Below are 16,899 nucleotides of genomic sequence, written 5' to 3' on the forward strand. Positions count from 1 at the left end.
CTCGTGGTGGCAGCGTCCTGCGTCAGGCATCGGACGGGACGGGCGCCGGGACGGCCGGGGCGCGTACGCCGGGCCGGATGAGGAAGGCGAGGGCGAGTGCCGCGAGAGAGCACGCGCCGATGAGGGTGAACACCGACAGATAGGCGCCGCGCGTGCTGAAGTGCGTGCCGGCCACGACCGACATGCTGAGCAGCAGCGTGGCGACCGATGTCCCGACGCTGCTGAACGCGGTGCGCACCACCACGTTCAGGCCGGTCGCCTCGCTGGTGTTCCGCGCGGGCGCCTCCTCGATGATCAGGGTGGGCAGGGAGGACAGGATGAACGAGGTCGCCACGGTCAGGAATACGGTGGAGAAGATCAGACCGGTAAGGGTCGAGTGGAGCAGGGCGATGGCGAGCGCGTTGACGGCGCCGAACGCGCTTCCGATGATCAAGGACTGCCGGGCACCGGCCTTCGCGGCGATCCGGCCGCTGACCGGCGAGAGCAGGAACCCGAAGATGGCGATGCAGAACGAGACCCAGCCCGCGTCGGTCGCGCTCAGCCCGAGGCCGACGGGCGCGTCCTTCGGAGTCTGCATGATGATCTGGAGGAGGAAGCCCGTGGCGCCGAGCGGGCCGATGGCCAGGACTGCGGTCGCGAGCATGGTCAGGGCGATTTTACGTTCGGTGAACAGCCGCAGGTTGATCATGGGGGTGTCGGAGCGCAGCTCCCGCCACGCCCACAGGAGCAGGAGAAGGAGGCCGCCGCCGACGCAGCCGACGCTCCGCGGATCGATCCAGCCCCAGTGCCGGCTTTCGTTGACTCCGTAGAGCACCAGGGCGATCGCCGGGGCGAACAGTACGCTGCCGAACCAGCCGACGCGTCCGGTGCGGACGGGCGTGGTCGAGCGGGGAAGCAGGGTGCAGGAGACCGCCGAGACCAGGGCGACGACGGCGGCCACGACGAAGATGTAGTGCCAGCTGAAATTGTCGATCAGCGCTCCGGAGATGATGTTGCCGGACGCCGCGGCCAGCATCGCGGCGCCCGCGATCAGCGCCGTCGCGACGGGTACCCGCTTCTCCGGCAGGGTCTCGCGGGCCATGCCGAAGCACAGCGGGAGAATGCCGCCGGACACGCCCTGGATGGCCCGGCCGGCGATGATCCCGCCGAGGGTGCCGGTCGTGATGCTGACAATCGAGCCGACCAGGGACACGAGGAGCAGCACGATGATGACGTTGCGGCGGCCGTAGACATCCCCGAGCCGGCCGCAGACCGACGCCGACGCGGCTGCGACCAGCATGAACGAGGTGAGGACCCAGCTGGCTCCGACGGGGGTGGTGTGGAATTCGGTGAGGATGCGGGGGAGCGCGTTGTACATCATCGACGCCTCGAAGGCGCTGACGATGTCAGCGAGGATGAGGACGGCGATGATCAGGGGGACCGGACGGGCGGGGCGTGCGCCCGCCGTGATTTCTTGAGGAGATGACATCTTTGTCTCTCTCGCCTAGGCGTAAGAACCGGGGCCGATAGGTTCGGGATCGTGACATCAGTAGACCGAGTGGTCAATAGACTGCGCATTGCTTTGCATCCGGCCGCTGGGTCGAAAATTTCCACTCGTAATTTTTGATCGATCACGCCTCGTCGATTGAATGTACCAATCGGTCGAAGTATGGTGTGGGGCAGTCTGAGGAGAGGGAGGCCGACCATGACCGAGCAGGTGGACGGTGCGGCGGTGACCGAACAGCTTCCGGAGTTCCCGACGCCCCGGGCGGCGAAGTGCCCGTTTGCGCCGCCCCCGGACCTGCTGGCCCTGCACGAGTCGGGAAAATCCGTGGTGCGGGCCAAGACCTGGGACGGCACCACGCCCTGGGTGGTCACGACCCACGCCGCCCAGCGGCAGCTCCTGTCCGACCCCCGGCTGAGCGCCGACATCGGCGCCCCCGGCTACCCGCACACCACGCCGTCCATGAAGGCGCACGCGGCGGAGATAGCTCCGTCGATCAACAACACCGACGGAGCCGAGCACGCCCGCTGGCGCAGGATGCTGACCAGCTCCTTCACCCGCCACCGGATGGAGAAGCTGCGCCCGGAGATCCAGAAGATCACCGACGGCCTCATCGACACGATGCTCGCGGGATCCAACCCCGCCGACCTGAACGAGGCACTGTCCCTCCCACTGCCCTCGCTCATGATCTGTGAACTCCTCGGCGTGCCCTACGAGGACCACGAGTTCTTCCAGGAGCACGCGGGCGTCACCAACTCCCGGTTCAAGACCGCGGAGGAGGCCGCCGAGACGACGCGGGTCCTGCGCGCCTACATCTCCGGACTGATCGAGGCCAAGATGGACGACCCGGCCGAGGATGTGCTGTCCGACCTCGGCGCCCGGGTGCGGGAGGGCGCGCTCTCCATGGAGGAGGCCGCGCCGCTCGGTCACATCCTCCTCGTGGCCGGCCACGACACCAGCGCAAATATGATCACACTGGGCACCGCCCTGCTCCTGGAGAATCCCGGCCAGCTCGCCCTTCTCCGGGAGCGCGCCGACGACTCGAAGTTCGTCGCGGGCGCGGTCGAGGAACTGCTGCGCTACCTCACCATTCCGCACCTGCTGGCACGCCGGGCGGTGGTCGAGGACATCGAGTTCGACGGCGAGATCATCCGCGCGGGTGAGGGCATCATCGCGTCCCTGCCCGCGGCCAACTGGGACCCGCAGGCGTTCCCCGCCCCGGAGCGGGTCGACCTCGCACGCAAGGCGTCGCACCACCACGCGTTCAGCTGGGGCCCGCATCAGTGCATCGGTCAGCAGCTCGCCCGCATCGAACTCCACGTCGTCTTCAGCACGCTCTTCCGTCGGATACCGACGCTCCGACTCGCCGCGGACCTCTCGGAACTCCGCTTCAAGGAGGATTCACAGGCGTACGGCATCTACGAACTACCCGTCGCCTGGTAGCTGTCCTGTCAGGCCCGCCCGCCGGGGCCGGCGGGCGGCGGTGGCGGCGAGGCCGACACCGTCCACTCCGAGCCGGGGAAGACCGAGACCGCCGTGCGGGAGAAGCCGGTCGAGGCCCGCGTTCACACCGGTCGACACCAGTGTGCTCCGGGCCAGGGCCGGGGCGCGCACACCGATGGTGGCCTGGAGCCCGGCCCGGAACCACAGACAGGGCGGCAACGCGGGCGTGAGGGGGTGCAGCGTGCCCGGGCAAGCCGGACAGATCGGGCGTTCCTGTGATCACTAGGGTGAGGCACCCCAGGATCTGCCGGAGTCCGCTCTCCGTGCCGACGTTTTGGATTCCCTCCCACTGACCGGCACTTCTCCGGTTCGTATCACAGTGCCATGGTGCGGCTCCCCGCATGCACGATGAGCAGGCAGAGTGCGCGGGTCGCGCACAGATCGCCGGGCGGCCCGTACACGCACGCTGTTGAAGGAGTTCGTCGGGCACACCCGGATGAACCGCTGGGGGTGCCTCTATGTCTTTCGTCAAGGCTCCGGTGTCAGTTTTAGGACGGTTCGGGGTGCTGGGGTTATGCGGCGAGCTCGACGTCTTTCGGTGTCCGGGGCTCGTAGAAGGTGCCGTCGCAGAGCATGGTGAAGAGGACGCTGATGCGTTGGCGGGCGAGGCGGAGGAGGGCCTGGGTGTGGGTTTTGCCGTGGCGTAGGAGGCGAGGTGGGCGGCCTTGAGCAGGGCGGCCGGGGATCCGTAGCGCTCCAGCAGCCAGGTGACGGCCTGGTGGTCGAGGCGGGGACCGAGGACGCGTTCCAGGCCGGGGTGGAACCGGGTGAGCAGTCCGCGTATCCGGTTGGAGGTGCGGGTGGCCTCGGCGGCGAGATCCTGGTCGAAGCCGGTCGGCACGGTCAGCTCGGCGGTGATCTCGTCGGTCACCTCCAGGGACCGCAGGGTGTGCGGCATCGTCCGGGCCGCGTCCGCGATGACCGCGGCGTCCTTCGCGTCGGTCTTCGCCTCGCCCGGACAGAGGTCGGCGATCCGCCGCATGGCCAGGCCTGGCAGGTAGGCGACGCGGCAGCCCGCGTCCCTTGCGACGGTCAGCGGCAGGGCACCGATCGAGGCGGGCTGGTCCACGATCACCAGGACAGTGCCGAACGTCTCCGTGAGCTTGTCGAACACGGCCCGCAGCTTCGGCTCGCTGTTGGGCAGCGGCTTGTCGAACACCTTCTTGCCCGCCGGGGTGAGCCCATGACCGTGGTGAGCGGTCTTGCCGACGTCGAGGCCGAGGAACACTCCCACGTCTTGGATCTCGAACATCGTGCCCTTTCCGGGGTGTTGACGGCGCCGACCTCGGCTTGGGTGTCGTGCTCGCGCATCCACGTTATGCAGACCTGCCGCCCGCGAACGGTCCGGCGTTGCGCCGGGCCGGACGGTGGCCGGACCTCTGATCAGCGTCTCCGACGAACACCCCCGGACGGCGGCGACACCACCCCCAGGTCATGCCTTCGACAGGGGGACACAGTCATACCGGGCCCAGAGGCCGGCGGCCCTCTTGCAGGACCGCACAAAACATAACGGGGAAGATCCGCGCACCCCGGGCTGTTGGTAGAAGCGTGAACGACTTCGGGGTACGCGAGATCGATGTGGTGGTCATCGGCGCCGGGCAGGCCGGTCTGTCCAGCGCCTACCACCTGCGCCGCACGGGCCGGGAGCCGGAGCGCGACTTCGTCGTCCTGGACCACGCCCCGCGCCCGGGCGGCGCCTGGCAGTTCCGGTGGCCCTCGCTGACGTACGGCAAGGTCCACGGGATGCACGCGCTGCCGGGGATGGAGCTGGTCACCGGGCCGGAGGACGGACGGCGCCCGTCCTCCGAGGTGATCGGCGCGTACTTCACGGAGTACGAGCGCCGCTTCGGCCTGCGGGTACGCCGCCCCGTCGACGTCCGTGCCGTACGGGAGGGCGCCGCCGGGCGGCTGCTGGTGGAGTCCTCGGCCGGTACGTGGTCGGCACGCGCCCTGATCAACGCCACCGGCACCTGGGACCGGCCGTTCTGGCCCCGCTATCCGGGCCAGGAGAGTTTCCGGGGGCGGCAGATGCACACCGCGAACTACCCGGGGCCGGAGGAGTTCGCCGGGCTGCGGGTGGTCGTGGTCGGCGGCGGTGCCTCCGGCACCCAGCATCTGATGGAGATCGCCCCGCTGGCGGCGGCCACCACCTGGGTGACCCGCCGGCCCCCGGTCTTCCGGGAGGGCCCGTTCACCGAGGAGTGGGGCCGGGCGGCCGTCGCCCTGGTCGAGGAACGGGTGCGCCGGGGGCTGCCGCCCCGGAGCGTGGTCTCGGTCACCGGCCTTCCGGTGACCGAGGAGATCGCGCGGGCCCGCGCGGAGGGGGTGCTCGACCGGCTGCCGGTGTTCGACCGGATCACCCCGTCCGGGGTGGCCTGGGACGACGGCCGCACCGTCGACGCCGATGTGATCCTCTGGGCGACCGGCTTCCGCCCGGCCATCGACCAGCTCGCCCCGCTGGGGCTGCGCGAGCCGGGCGGCGGGATCCGGATCGAGGGGACGCGCGCCGTACGGGACGAACGGATCCATCTCGTCGGGTACGGCCCCTCCGCCTCCACCATCGGCGCCAACCGGGCCGGCCGGGCGGCCGTACGGGAGATCGGCCGTCTGCTGACCCGCGCGCCGGGCGAGGAGCCGACGGAAGCGGTACGGGTCTGAACCGGGCCGGTACGGGTCCGCACCGGTGCGGTACGGGTCCGAGCGGAACCGGTACGGGTCCGAACGCCCCGCCGGTCAGGAGGCGTTCTGCCGGATCCGGTTGAACTCCTCGACGTTCTGGCGGTGTTCGGCGTACCGGTTGGTGAAGCGGGTGTCCCCCGGCTTCACCGTGACGAAGTAGAGCCAGTCCCCCCGCGCCGGGTTGAGCGCGGCGCGCATCGCCGCCTCCCCCGGGTTGCCGATCGGGGTGGGCGGCAGCCCCTTGTGCGCGTAGGTGTTGTACGGGCTCTCCGTCCTGGTGTCCGCGTGGCTGGTGTCCAGGGTGGAGCGGTTCAGCGCGTAGTTGAGCGTCGAGTCCATCTGGAGCGGCATGTCCAGGGCGAGCCGGTTGTGCACCACCCGGGAGACCCGGGCCATGTCCGCCATCGTGGCCGCCTCGGCCTGCACGATGCTCGCGATGGTCACCGCCTGGTAGCCGGTCGCCCCGTGGGGGCGCGCCCCCGCGGTGATCCGGTCGCCGCCGAACCGTTCGTTCGCGGTCCTCACCATGTAGCCCAGCAGCCCGCCCGGGGTGGTCGAGGCGTCGAGCGGGTACGTGGCCGGGAAGAGATACCCCTCCGGGTTGGTATGGGCGGCCTCGGGGAGGGCGAGCCCGGCGCCCGTCACCGCCTTCCGGGTGGCGCCGCCGGGCAGCTCCAGGGCGCGGTCGACGGCGGCGTAGACCTGGCTGGCGCGCCAGCCCTCGGGGACGACCAGGGTCTTCGGCCGGCCGGCCGGGCCTTCGCCGGTCCCGCCGGTCCGCAGGGCGACCACCGCGGGCACCACGACGGCCGCGATCGCCGCCAGCGCGGCTCCGGTGATCAGCACCAGCCGGCCGCGCCGGGTCAGCCGGGTGCGCCGGGCGGGGCGTGCGGCCGGGGGCTCGTTCGTCATATGGGCACGCTAACCCGGAGTGATCGCCGAACCCGGCACCTCGGGCGGTGCGACACGGACGGTACGCGTTCGGACGGACGCCCCGCCGCCCGGCCGTCCGTGGGAGCCTTCGGGGGCGCCCGTCGGGAGCCCCCGTCCGGAACGTTCCGTTCAGAGGGGCGCGGGCGCGAGGCTCGGGGCCTGTTCGGCCTCCGGGTGCCCGGCCGCCGGGCTCTCGTCCCTGCGGACGAGGGCGGCGTACCGGCCGTCCAGCCGGAGCAGTTCCTCGTGCGTACCGCGTTCGGCGACGGCGCCCTCGTGCAGGACGACGATCTGGTCGGCGTCCCTGACGGTGGAGAGCCGGTGCGCGATGGTGATCGTCGTCCGTCCCTCGGAGAGCGCGTCGATGGCCTGCTGCACGGCGTGTTCGGTACGGGTGTCCAGGGCGCTGGTCGCCTCGTCCAGGATGAGGACGGGCGGGTCGCGCAGGATGGTGCGGGCGATCGCGAGGCGCTGCTTCTCGCCGCCGGAGAAACGGTATCCGCGCTCGCCGACCAGGGTGTCGTAGCCGTCGGGCAGCGCGGCGATGTGGTCGTGGATCTGGGCGGCCTTCGCGGCGGTCACCATCTCCTCGTCGGTGGCGTCGGGCTTGGCGAAGCGCAGGTTGTCGGCGACCGAGGCGTGGAAGAGGTAGGTCTCCTGGGAGACCACGCCGACGGCCCTGGCGAGGGTGTCGAAGTCCAGGTCGCGTACGTCGACGCCGTCGAGGAGGACCCGGCCGCCCGTCACGTCGTACAGCCTCGGTACGAGGTAGCTGAGCGTCGACTTGCCGGATCCGGTGGGGCCGACGACGGCGAGGCTGCCGCCGGACGGGACGGTGAGGTCGATCCCGCCGAGGGTCTGCCGGTCCTTCTCGTCGTAGCGGAAGTCGACCTTGTCGAAGCGGACTTCGCCGCGGATCTCCGCCGGCCGGACCGGCCGCTCGGGCTCGGTGATGTCGACGGGGAGGTCGAGGTACTCGAATATCCGGTGGAAGAGCGCGAGGGAGGTCTGCATGTCGACGCCGGTGGAGAGCAGGCTGACGGCGGGCCGGAAGAGGCCCTGCTGGAGCGAGACGAAGGCGACGAGCGTACCGATGGAGACCGGGGAGCCGCCCGCGCCGAGCGCGAGTCCGGCGGCCCAGTAGATGACGGCGGGCATCGCCGCCATGACGATGCCGATGGTCGACATCCGCCACCGTCCGGCCATGCTGGAGCGGACCTCCAGGTCGACCAGGCGCTCGGACTCGTCGGCGAAGGAGCGGGTGAGCGAGTCGGAGCGGCCCATGGTCCGGCCGAGGAGGATGCCGCTCACGGAGAGCGATTCGGTGACGGTCGCCGCCATCGTGGCCATCTGGCCCTGGCGCTCGGCGGTGATCCGCTTCCGCTCCCTGCCGACCTTCCGGCTGATCCAGACGAAGACGGGCAGCAGCACCATGGAGACGGCGGTGAGCCGCCAGTCCAGGGCGAGCATCGCGACGACCGAGGCGATCACGGCGGTGAGGTTGGAGACCAGGGAGGTCGCGGTGGAGGTCACCGTGGCCTGCATGCCGCCGATGTCGTTGGCGATACGGGACTGGACCTCGCCGGTCCTGGTCTTCGTGAAGAAGGCGAGCGGCATGGCCTGGAGGCGGGCGTAGACACCGGTCCGCAGATCGTGCATGACGCGCTGGCCGACGGTGGTGGAGATCAGCGTCTGGAGGACGCCGAAGACGCTGTTGACGACGGCCGTCATGATCATGCCGAGGGCGAGCAGGCTCAGCAGCCCGGTCCTGCCCTGGGGGATCGCGGTGTCGAGGATCTCGCGCAGCATGAACGGCGAGGCGACGGTGACCAGCGAGGACGCGGCGACCAGCAGCCCGACGAGGGCGAGCCTGCCGCGATAGGGGCGGAAGAGCCGGAAGATCCGGCGGAGCTGGGCGGGCTGCTCGGCGGCGGGGGCGTCGGCCGGGGTCCGGTCGTCCGCCGGGGCCGTGGGGCGGGACGGGGAGGTCCTGGGGGATGGTCCGGGTTTCATGGGCTCCTTCGATGGCACATGAGGGGATACGGCGGAGGGGGTACGGCGCCACCGGTGGCCCGGGCGGGAAGCGGGTGGTCCCCGTGGCGGGACCGGTGCCGGGCCGGGGTCCGGTGGACCTTACCGAGGCTAGCTCATTGTTACCTATACTCACAATCACCTTGGTCCTGATATTATTCCGCCATGACCACCCCCGATGTCGACGGCGTCCTGGCCGATCAGCTCCTCCGGCTGACCCGGCGGCTCCAGCGCGTCAACAAGCAGCAGCTCGAACCGTTCGGCATCACCCCGGCCCAGGCGCGGCTGCTGCGCGCCCTCGCCGCGTACGACACACCGCCCCGGATGACCGATCTGGCGGCCCGGCTCGAAGTGGTCCCCCGGGCCGTGACCACGCTCGTCGACGGCCTGGAGGCGAGCGGCTGGGCCCGCCGCGCCCCCGATCCGACCAACCGCCGGGTGATCCGGATCGAGCTGACCGACACCGGCCGGGAGACCCTGCGCGCCCTGCGCGGCGCCCGCCGGGCCGCCGCCGAGAACATCCTGGAGCCGCTCACCGCCGAGCAGCGCGAGGTGCTCGGCGGGCTGCTGTCCACGCTGGTCGAGGGAGCCGGCGAGCGCCGCTGCTGAGCCTCCGCGCGCCCCCCGTCTGAGCGGCGCAAACTCACCGGACCCGCGGGAAAACCCGTTGCTCAGGTTCCCGAACAACGCGAACCTTGCACGGTTTGGGCCACCCACGAGTCACTGGGACATCATGCAGATTCGCGACCTCCCCTACCCTGATCCCGGGATCCCCGATGTCCGGTCAGGCCCCCGCTTCCTGTGGTGGCTGGGGCGCAACCAGCTGGGCGGACAGCTCAAGTCGCTCTCCTGGGGCCTGCTGCACCAACTCGGCATCGCCGGGCTGCCGTTCGGCGCCGGCCTCGCCGTGCAGGCCGTCGTCGACCGCTCCGGGAGCCGGCTCGCGCTGGCCGGCGGGCTCATCGCGCTGTTCGGCGTGGCCATCACCGTCGGCGACACCATGCTCCACCGCACCGCCATCACCAACTGGATCACGGCCGCCGCCCGGGTCCAGCAGCTCCTGGCCCGCAAGACGGCGGGGCTCGGCTCCGCGCTGACCCGCCGGGTCGCCGCCGGTGAGGTGGTGGCCGTGTCGACGGGCGACGTCGAGAAGATCGGATGGTTCGTGGAGGCGCTCTCGCGCTTCCTGGCCGCCCTGATCGCCATCGCCCTGGTCTGTCTCGGCCTCGTTCTCTACCTGCCGGAACTGGGGGTGCTGGTCGCCCTCGGGGCGCCCCTGCTCGCCCTCTCCGTCCTGCCGCTGCTCCCCCGCGCCACCCGGCGCGCCGACCTCCAGCGCGAGAAGGCGGGGCGCGCCACCGAGCTGGCCTCCGACACCGTCGCGGGGCTGCGGGTGCTGCGCGGCATCGGCGGCGAGGAACTCTTCCTCACCCGGTACCGCGCCGCCTCCCAGGAGGTCCGCGAGGCCGCCGTCCACAACGCCCGGATGTGGGCGCTGATCTCGGCCATCCAGGTGCTGCTGCCGGGCGTCATGCTCGTCACGGTGGTCTGGTACGGGGCCCGGCTCGCCCTGGACGGGCGGATCGAGGTCGGGGGTCTGGTCACCGTCTACAGCGCGGTGACGCTGCTGCTCTTCCCGCTGCGGCACTTCGAGGAGATCGCCATGGCGTACTCCTTCTCCCGGCCCTCGGCGAAGCGCGCGGCCCGGGTGCTCGCGTTGCGCCGTACGGACACCGAACCGGACACCGAACCGGACACCGGCGCGGACGGCATACACGGCGCGGCCGGTGGGCACGCCGACGCCCCGCCCACCGGCGACCTGTACGACCCCGCCACCGGGGTGCTCGCCCCCCGCGGGGTGCTGACCGCCGTGGTCTGCGGCGACCCGGACGCGGCGGGGCGGCTGGCCGAACGGCTCGGCGGGCACCCGCCCGAGTCCGACGGGAGCCCGTCCGTACTGCTCGGCGGAGTGGCGCTGGACGGCCTCCCGCTGGACGCGGCGCGGGCCGCCGTCCTCGTCCAGGACAAGGACCCGGTCCTGCTCTCCGGCACCCTGACGGAGCTGCTCGACATCCCGGCCTCCGGCGCGGTCGCCCCCGCCGACGCGCTCGCCGCCGCCCAGTGCGGGGACGTGCTGGAGGCGCTGGTCCAGGCGTCGGTGGACGGCAGCGGCGACCCGATGCGCTCCCGGATCACCGAGCGCGGGCGCTCGCTCTCGGGCGGCCAGCGGCAGCGGCTGGCGCTGGCGCGGTCGCTCGTCACCGACCCGGAGGTGCTGGTGCTCGACGAGCCGACCTCGGCCGTCGACTCACATACGGAGGCCCGGATCGCGGGCGGCGTGAAGGAGCTGCGCGCCGGGCGTACGACGGTCGTGTTCGCCTCGTCGCCGCTGCTGCTGGACCGCGCGGACCGGGTGGTCTTCGTCCATGAGGGGAAGGCCGTCGCGGAAGGCACGCACCGGCAGTTGCTGACCGCCGAACCGGGCTACCGGGCGGTCGTCACCCGCGAGACGGACGCGGAGACGGAGGCCGGAACGGACACCGGGGCGGAGGCGGGTGCCAGGGCGGACACCGGAACCGTCGCGGGCCGCGCCGGCGCCACGGACGGAACCCCGCACGCCCTCGCCGGCCCCGCCACGAACGGCGCCGCGAGCACCACGGCCGCCAACGGCACCACCAACGGCACCACCAACGGCAGTAGCGCTGCCCGTACCAACAGCACCGCGCACGGCCTCGCGGCCACCGGCCCGGAAGACGTCAGGGCGCCCGTCCCGGCGCGGGCCGCGCGGACGACGGGCGAGAACGAGAGCGAGGAGACGGCATGACGCGCCTGAAGCCCCCGGAGTACGACCCGGCCGCCCCCACCTCGGCCACCACCCTGCCGGTCGGCACCCCCGCCACCGTACGGACGTACGTGGGCGAGCTGCTGCGGCGCCACCGCACCGCGTTCGTCGTCCTCGTCACCGTCAACGCCATCGCGGTGATCGCCTCGATGGTCGGCCCGTACCTCCTCGGCACCCTGGTCGAGGACTTGTCGGAGGGCGCGCGCACCCTCCCCCTGGAGCGGGTCGTCGCCGTCTTCGCGGTCGCGCTCCTCGTCCAGGCCTGTTTCGTCCGGCTGGTCCGGCTGCGCGGCGCGGTCCTCGGCGAGCGGATGCTCGCGGATCTCCGCGAGGACTTCCTCGTCCGCTCCGTCGGGCTGCCGCCCGGGGTGCTGGAGCGGGCCGGGACCGGCGATCTGCTCTCCCGGATCACCACCGACATCGACCGGCTGGCCAACGCGATGCGGGAGGCCGTGCCGCAGCTCGCGATCGGCTTCGTCTGGGTGCTCCTGCTGCTCGGCGCCCTCACCGCGACCGCGCCGCCGCTGGCGGTCTCGGTGCTGATCGCGCTGCCGCTGCTGATCGTGGGGTGCCGCTGGTACTACCGGCGGGCGCCCTCCGCGTACCGCTCGGAGGCGGCCGGGTACGCGGCCGTCGCCGCGATGCTCGCCGAGACGGTCGACGCGGGGCGGACCGTGGAGGCGCACCGGCTCGGCAAGCGCCGGGTGGCGCTCTCGGAGCGGCGGATCTCGGAGTGGACCGCGTGGGAGCGGTACACGCTCGGACTGCGGACGGTGCTCTTCCCGGTCATCAACGTCACCCATGTGACGATCTTCCTGAGCGCGCTGGTGCTGGGCGGTGTCTTCGTCCTGGAGGGGTGGCTCACCGTCGGGCAGCTCACGACGGGCGCGCTCCTCGCGCAGATGCTGGTGGACCCGGTCGGGATCATCCTGCGCTGGTACGACGAACTCCAGGTCGCCCAGGTGTCGCTGGCCCGGCTGGTCGGCGTACGGGAGATCGAGCCCGCCGAGGGCGACGCCTCGGTGGTGCCCGAGGGGCGCGAGGTGACCGCCGACGAGGTCGACTTCGGCTACCGCGAGGGCGTGGACGTGCTCCGTCAGGTGTCGCTGGATGTCAGCCCCGGCACCCGGCTGGCGCTGGTCGGCCCCTCCGGCGCCGGGAAGTCGACGCTGGGCCGGCTGCTCGCCGGGATCTACGGGCCGCGCCGGGGCCGGGTGGCGCTGGGCGGGGCCGAGCTCTCCCGGATGCCCGCCGAGCGGGTGCGCGAGCAGGTCGCGCTGGTCAACCAGGAGCACCATGTCTTCGTCGGGTCGCTCCGCGACAATCTGCGGCTCGCCCGCGCGGGCGCGGCCGACACGGAGCTGTGGGCGGCGCTGGCGGCGGTCGACGCGGACGGCTGGGCGCGGGGTCTGGAGAACGGTCTGGAGACCGAGGTCGGCTCGGGCGGTACGGCGCTGACGCCCGCGCAGGCACAGCAGATCGCGCTCGCCCGGCTGGTGCTGGCGGACCCGCACACGCTGGTGCTGGACGAGGCGACATCGCTGCTGGACCCGAGGGCCGCCCGCCATCTGGAGCGCTCGCTCGCCCGGGTGCTGGACGGCCGTACGGTGATCGCGGTCGCGCACCGGCTGCACACCGCGCACGACGCGGACATGATCATGGTGGTCGAGGAGGGCCGGATCAGCGAGCGCGGCAGCCATGACGAGCTGGTCGCGGCGGACGGCGCTTACGCGGCGCTCTGGCGCTCCTGGCACGGCTGAGCGGGATCACCCACCGGTACGGCGGTGGTACGGGCCCGGGCGCACCCCGGATCCGTACCACCGCCGCCGTACCGCCACCGCCGTACGGCCGGTGCTGTACCACCACCGCCGTACGACCGGTGCCGTACCGCCGCCGTACCGCCGCCGTCCGCTCAGGCCGGTCTGAGCGGTCTGAGCGGTCGGACCGGTCCGACCGGTCAGATCAGGTTCAGGGCGAACGCGGCGCCGACCCCGCCCAGCACCATGAAGACGGGCATCAGCACCTTCACCTCCACCCAGGCGCCGGCCTTGAAGCGCATCGCCTTCGGCGGGCCCAGCGGGTACCAGCGCTTGCGGCCGACGGGTATGGGCCAGAGCACCGGGCACCCCGAGACCGTCAGCGCGTCGCCGAGGTCGTGCACCAGCGCGCCGACGACGATCGGCAGGCCGAGCCAGAGATATTCCTGGCCGGGGTCGGAGAAGAGCCAGTCGGCGCCCTGGCCCGGCTGGTCGAGGATGCCCGCGAGCATCCAGGCGCTGGTCGCGCCCAGCAGCCAGACCAGGACATCGCTGGAGACCCGGGCGGCCCGCCACAGCAGCCCCTCCACCGCGAGCACCATATGGACGAAGAGGATCGCGAGGACCCCCCACCGGCCGCCGGTGTAGGCGACGGCGGAGGCGCCGGCGCCGATCAGCAGGGCCCAGGCCCAGGTGTGGGTGAGGGTGCGGTGGCCGCCGGTGCGGCGCGGGTCGCCGGACATCTTGGTGGCCTTGTAGACGGCGAACGAGAGCTTGTCGACCACCTCGCAGAGGGTGCGCGACACCGGTCCGAAGGCCCGGGATATCGTCGCCGCCTTGTGGTCGAGGTCCGGGGCGAGCGCGGCCCCCGCGGAGATCAGCGCCCCGACGACCAGGACCGGCCAGGGCATCGGATAGCCCGCGGCGGTCGCCGCGGCGCCCACCCCCAGCCAGGCCGCCGCCCCTGACAGCGAGTGTGCCGGTCCCATCATCGTCTTACCCGTCCCCTTGCAGTTGTCGTGGTGCCCGTGAAGGCGGTTGTCCTGATGCCCAGTTGACAGGGCAGCGTATCGCTCGTGATCTTCCGCCGGGCGGCCGGTTCCCGTATCGGGACGGAAGGAGGGCAAGATGGGGACGTGACCCTTATCGATCGCCTGCCGCCGGACGCCGACCCCGATGCCCTCTTCGAGGCCTTCTCCTCCTGGGCCGAGGACCAGGGCATCACGCTCTACCCGGCTCAGGAGGAGGCGCTGATCGAGGTGGTCTCCGGGGCCAACGTGATCCTCTCCACCCCGACGGGATCGGGAAAGAGCCTGGTCGCGGCGGGTGCGCACTTCACGGCGCTGGCCCAGGACAAGGTCACCTTCTACACCGCGCCGATCAAGGCACTGGTCTCGGAGAAGTTCTTCGACCTGTGCAAGCTCTTCGGTACGGAGAACGTCGGCATGCTCACCGGCGACGCCTCCGTCAACGCCGACGCCCCGGTGATCTGCTGCACCGCCGAGGTACTGGCGTCGATCGCGCTGCGCGACGGCAAGTACGCCGATATCGGCCAGGTCGTGATGGACGAGTTCCACTTCTACGCCGAGCCGGACCGGGGGTGGGCCTGGCAGATCCCCCTGCTGGAGCTGCCCCAGGCGCAGTTCGTGCTGATGTCCGCGACGCTCGGGGACGTCTCCCGCTTCGAGGAGGACCTGACCCGGCGCACCGGGCGGCCGACCTCGGTCGTACGGTCGGCGACCCGTCCGGTGCCGCTGAGCTACGAGTACCGGCTCACCCCGATCACCGAGACGCTGACGGAGCTGCTGGAGACCCGGCAGTCGCCGGTCTACATCGTGCACTTCACACAGGCGGCGGCGGTCGAGCGGGCGCAGTCGCTGATGAGCATCAACATGTGCACGCGCGAGGAGAAGGACCGGATCGCCGAGCTGATCGGCAACTTCCGCTTCACCACCAAGTTCGGCCGCAACCTCTCCCGGTACGTGCGCCACGGCATCGGGGTGCACCACGCGGGCATGCTGCCGAAGTACCGGCGGCTGGTGGAGAAGCTGGCCCAGGCGGGGCTGCTGAAGGTGATCTGCGGGACGGACACCCTGGGGGTCGGGGTCAACGTGCCGATCCGTACGGTGCTGTTCACGGCGCTCACCAAGTACGACGGGACCCGGGTCCGCACCCTGCGCGCCCGCGAGTTCCACCAGATCGCCGGGCGCGCGGGGCGGGCCGGGTTCGACACGGCGGGGTTCGTGGTGGCGCAGGCGCCCGAGCATGTCGTGGAGAACGAAAAGGCGCTGAACAAGGCGGGCGACGACCCGAAGAAGCGCCGCAAGGTGGTGCGCAAGAAGGCGCCCGAGGGGTTCGTCGCCTGGTCGGAGACGACCTTCGACAAGTTGATCGGTTCCGATCCCGAGCCGCTGACCTCGCGGTTCCGGGTCACGCACACGATGCTGCTCTCGGTGATCGCCCGTCCCGGCAACGCGTTCGAGGCGATGCGCCGGCTGCTGGAGGACAACCACGAGCCGCGCAGGCAGCAGCTCCGGCACATCCGGCGGGCGATCGCGATCTACCGTTCGCTGCTGGACGGCGGGGTGGTGGAGCGGCTGGCGGTCCCGGACGCGGAGGGCAGGACCGTCCGGCTGACGGTCGACCTCCAGCAGGACTTCGCGCTCAACCAGCCGCTGTCGACGTTCGCGCTCGCCTCGTTCGAGCTGCTGGACCCCGAATCGCCGTCGTACGCGCTGGACATGGTCTCGGTCGTCGAGTCGACCCTGGACGATCCCCGGCAGATCCTCGCGGCCCAGCAGAACAAGGCGCGCGGCGAGGCGGTCGGCGCGATGAAGGCGGACGGGATCGAGTACGAGGAGCGGATGGAGCGGCTTCAGGAGGTCACCTACCCCAAGCCGCTGGAGGAGCTGCTCGTCCACGCGTACCACACCTACCGGACCAGCCATCCGTGGGTCGGCGACCATCCGGTCTCGCCGAAGTCGGTGATCCGGGACATGTACGAACGGGCGCTCTCCTTCACGGAGTTCACCTCCTACTACGAGCTGGCCCGCACCGAGGGCATTGTGCTGCGCTATCTCGCGAGCGCGTACAAGGCGCTGGAACACACCATTCCGGACGATCTCAAGTCGGAGGACCTGGAGGATCTGACGGCCTGGCTGGGCGAGATGGTCCGGCAGGTCGACTCCAGTCTGCTGGACGAGTGGGAGCAGCTCGCCAACCCGGAGGTGGAGACGGCCGAGCAGGCGCAGGAGAAGGCCGACCAGGTCAGGCCGGTCACGGCGAACGCCCGCGCCTTCCGGGTCCTGGTGCGCAACGCGCTCTTCCGCCGGGTCGAGCTGGCCGCGCTGGACAAGGTGGACGAACTGGGCGAGCTGGACGGCGAGGCGGGGTGGGACGCGGACCGCTGGGGCGAGGCGATGGACGCGTACTGGGACGAGTACGAGGACCTGGGCACCGGTCCCGACGCGCGCGGGCCCAAGCTGCTCGCCATCGAGGAGGACGCGGCGCACGGGCTGTGGCGGGTGCGGCAGACCTTCGCGGACCCGAAGGGGGACCACGACTGGGGCATCTCGGCCGAGGTCGATCTCGCCGCCTCCGACGAGGAGGGGCTCGCGGTCGTACGGGTCACCTCGGTGGGCCAGCTCTGACCGGCCGGCCACGGCCCCGGT

General features: G+C 71.6%; 10 protein-coding genes and 2 pseudogenes. 6 read left to right on the plus strand and 6 right to left on the minus strand.

The window, feature by feature from the left end:
• Nucleotides 1–22 precede the first annotated feature (22 nt).
• A complete protein-coding gene (locus AB0O07_RS09890) occupies nt 23–1,468 on the minus strand; it encodes an MFS transporter (RefSeq protein ID WP_365629762.1) in 1,446 nt (481 codons plus the stop codon).
• 216 nt (nt 1,469–1,684) lie between these two features.
• On the opposite strand from AB0O07_RS09890, the gene AB0O07_RS09895 reads away from it, so the two are divergent.
• Nucleotides 1,685–2,926, plus strand: a complete 1,242-nt coding sequence (locus AB0O07_RS09895; RefSeq protein WP_365629765.1) for a cytochrome P450 — start codon at nt 1,685–1,687, stop codon at nt 2,924–2,926.
• On the opposite strand, the gene AB0O07_RS09900 is transcribed toward AB0O07_RS09895, so the two are convergent.
• Together AB0O07_RS09900 and AB0O07_RS09905 are read right to left on the minus strand one after the other, a co-directional pair.
• Nucleotides 2,909–3,145 (minus strand): hypothetical protein, encoded by a 237-nt coding sequence (locus AB0O07_RS09900; protein ID WP_365630407.1) that lies wholly within the window; start codon nt 3,143–3,145, stop codon nt 2,909–2,911. The two genes, AB0O07_RS09895 and AB0O07_RS09900, sit on opposite strands and share 18 nt — an antisense overlap.
• 502 nt (nt 3,146–3,647) lie before the next feature.
• Nucleotides 3,648–4,238: pseudogene (locus tag AB0O07_RS09905) on the minus strand (IS110 family transposase); the annotation flags it as partial.
• A 296-nt stretch (nt 4,239–4,534) separates the two neighbouring features.
• Here AB0O07_RS09905 and AB0O07_RS09910 point away from each other — a divergent pair.
• Nucleotides 4,535–5,644 carry an NAD(P)-binding domain-containing protein gene (locus AB0O07_RS09910; protein WP_365629769.1) on the plus strand — a complete coding sequence of 370 codons (1,110 nt, stop codon included), beginning with the start codon at nt 4,535–4,537 and terminating at the stop codon, nt 5,642–5,644.
• Between the two features lie 75 nt (nt 5,645–5,719).
• Here the strand turns inward: AB0O07_RS09910 and mltG are convergent, their stop codons facing one another.
• The gene (mltG, locus tag AB0O07_RS09915; protein ID WP_365629772.1) at nt 5,720–6,577 is read right to left on the minus strand and encodes an endolytic transglycosylase MltG; all 858 of its coding nucleotides are present in this window, start codon (nt 6,575–6,577) and stop codon (nt 5,720–5,722) included.
• Nucleotides 6,578–6,727: 150 nt separating this feature from the next.
• On the minus strand, nt 6,728–8,611 hold the full coding sequence (locus AB0O07_RS09920) for an ABC transporter ATP-binding protein (protein WP_365629775.1): 1,884 nt from the start codon (nt 8,609–8,611) through the stop codon (nt 6,728–6,730).
• Between the two features lie 183 nt (nt 8,612–8,794).
• On the opposite strand from AB0O07_RS09920, the gene AB0O07_RS09925 reads away from it, so the two are divergent.
• The 3 genes and pseudogenes from AB0O07_RS09925 to AB0O07_RS09935 all read left to right on the plus strand — a co-directional run bounded on the left by AB0O07_RS09925 (nt 8,795) and on the right by AB0O07_RS09935 (nt 13,231).
• Nucleotides 8,795–9,238 (plus strand): MarR family transcriptional regulator, encoded by a 444-nt coding sequence (locus tag AB0O07_RS09925; RefSeq protein ID WP_365629778.1) that lies wholly within the window; start codon nt 8,795–8,797, stop codon nt 9,236–9,238.
• Nucleotides 9,239–9,362: 124 nt separating this feature from the next.
• Nucleotides 9,363–11,150 (plus strand): annotated as a pseudogene (locus tag AB0O07_RS09930) (ABC transporter ATP-binding protein); the annotation flags it as partial.
• Nucleotides 11,151–11,449: 299 nt separating this feature from the next.
• Nucleotides 11,450–13,231, plus strand: coding sequence for an ABC transporter ATP-binding protein (locus AB0O07_RS09935; RefSeq protein WP_365629781.1), 1,782 nt, complete (start codon nt 11,450–11,452; stop codon nt 13,229–13,231).
• A gap of 197 nt (nt 13,232–13,428) precedes the next feature.
• On the opposite strand, the gene AB0O07_RS09940 is transcribed toward AB0O07_RS09935, so the two are convergent.
• Entirely contained in the window at nt 13,429–14,220 is a 792-nt protein-coding gene (locus tag AB0O07_RS09940) for a metal-dependent hydrolase (RefSeq protein ID WP_365629784.1), read from the minus strand.
• Nucleotides 14,221–14,304: 84 nt separating this feature from the next.
• Here AB0O07_RS09940 and AB0O07_RS09945 point away from each other — a divergent pair, with 84 nt between their 5' ends.
• Nucleotides 14,305–16,878: a DUF3516 domain-containing protein gene (locus AB0O07_RS09945; RefSeq protein ID WP_365629787.1), complete on the plus strand. Its 2,574-nt coding sequence runs from the start codon at nt 14,305–14,307 to the stop codon at nt 16,876–16,878.
• Nucleotides 16,879–16,899: the final 21 nt, after the last annotated feature.

Origin of the sequence: Streptomyces sp. NPDC093085, assembly GCF_040683935.1 — a bacterium.
Lineage (GTDB): Bacteria > Actinomycetota > Actinomycetes > Streptomycetales > Streptomycetaceae > Streptomyces.

Bases quoted from the DNA above. Each gene is read 5' to 3' on its own strand.
- AB0O07_RS09890 (WP_365629762.1), bottom strand. From the start codon at position 1,468: ATGTCATCTCCTCAAGAAATCACGGCGGGCGCACGCCCCGCCCGTCCG.
- AB0O07_RS09895 (WP_365629765.1), top strand. From the start codon at position 1,685: ATGACCGAGCAGGTGGACGGTGCGGCGGTGACCGAACAGCTTCCGGAG.
- mltG (WP_365629772.1), bottom strand. From the start codon at position 6,577: ATGACGAACGAGCCCCCGGCCGCACGCCCCGCCCGGCGCACCCGGCTG.
- AB0O07_RS09920 (WP_365629775.1), bottom strand. From the start codon at position 8,611: ATGAAACCCGGACCATCCCCCAGGACCTCCCCGTCCCGCCCCACGGCC.
- AB0O07_RS09925 (WP_365629778.1), top strand. From the start codon at position 8,795: ATGACCACCCCCGATGTCGACGGCGTCCTGGCCGATCAGCTCCTCCGG.
- AB0O07_RS09935 (WP_365629781.1), top strand. From the start codon at position 11,450: ATGACGCGCCTGAAGCCCCCGGAGTACGACCCGGCCGCCCCCACCTCG.
- AB0O07_RS09940 (WP_365629784.1), bottom strand. From the start codon at position 14,220: ATGATGGGACCGGCACACTCGCTGTCAGGGGCGGCGGCCTGGCTGGGG.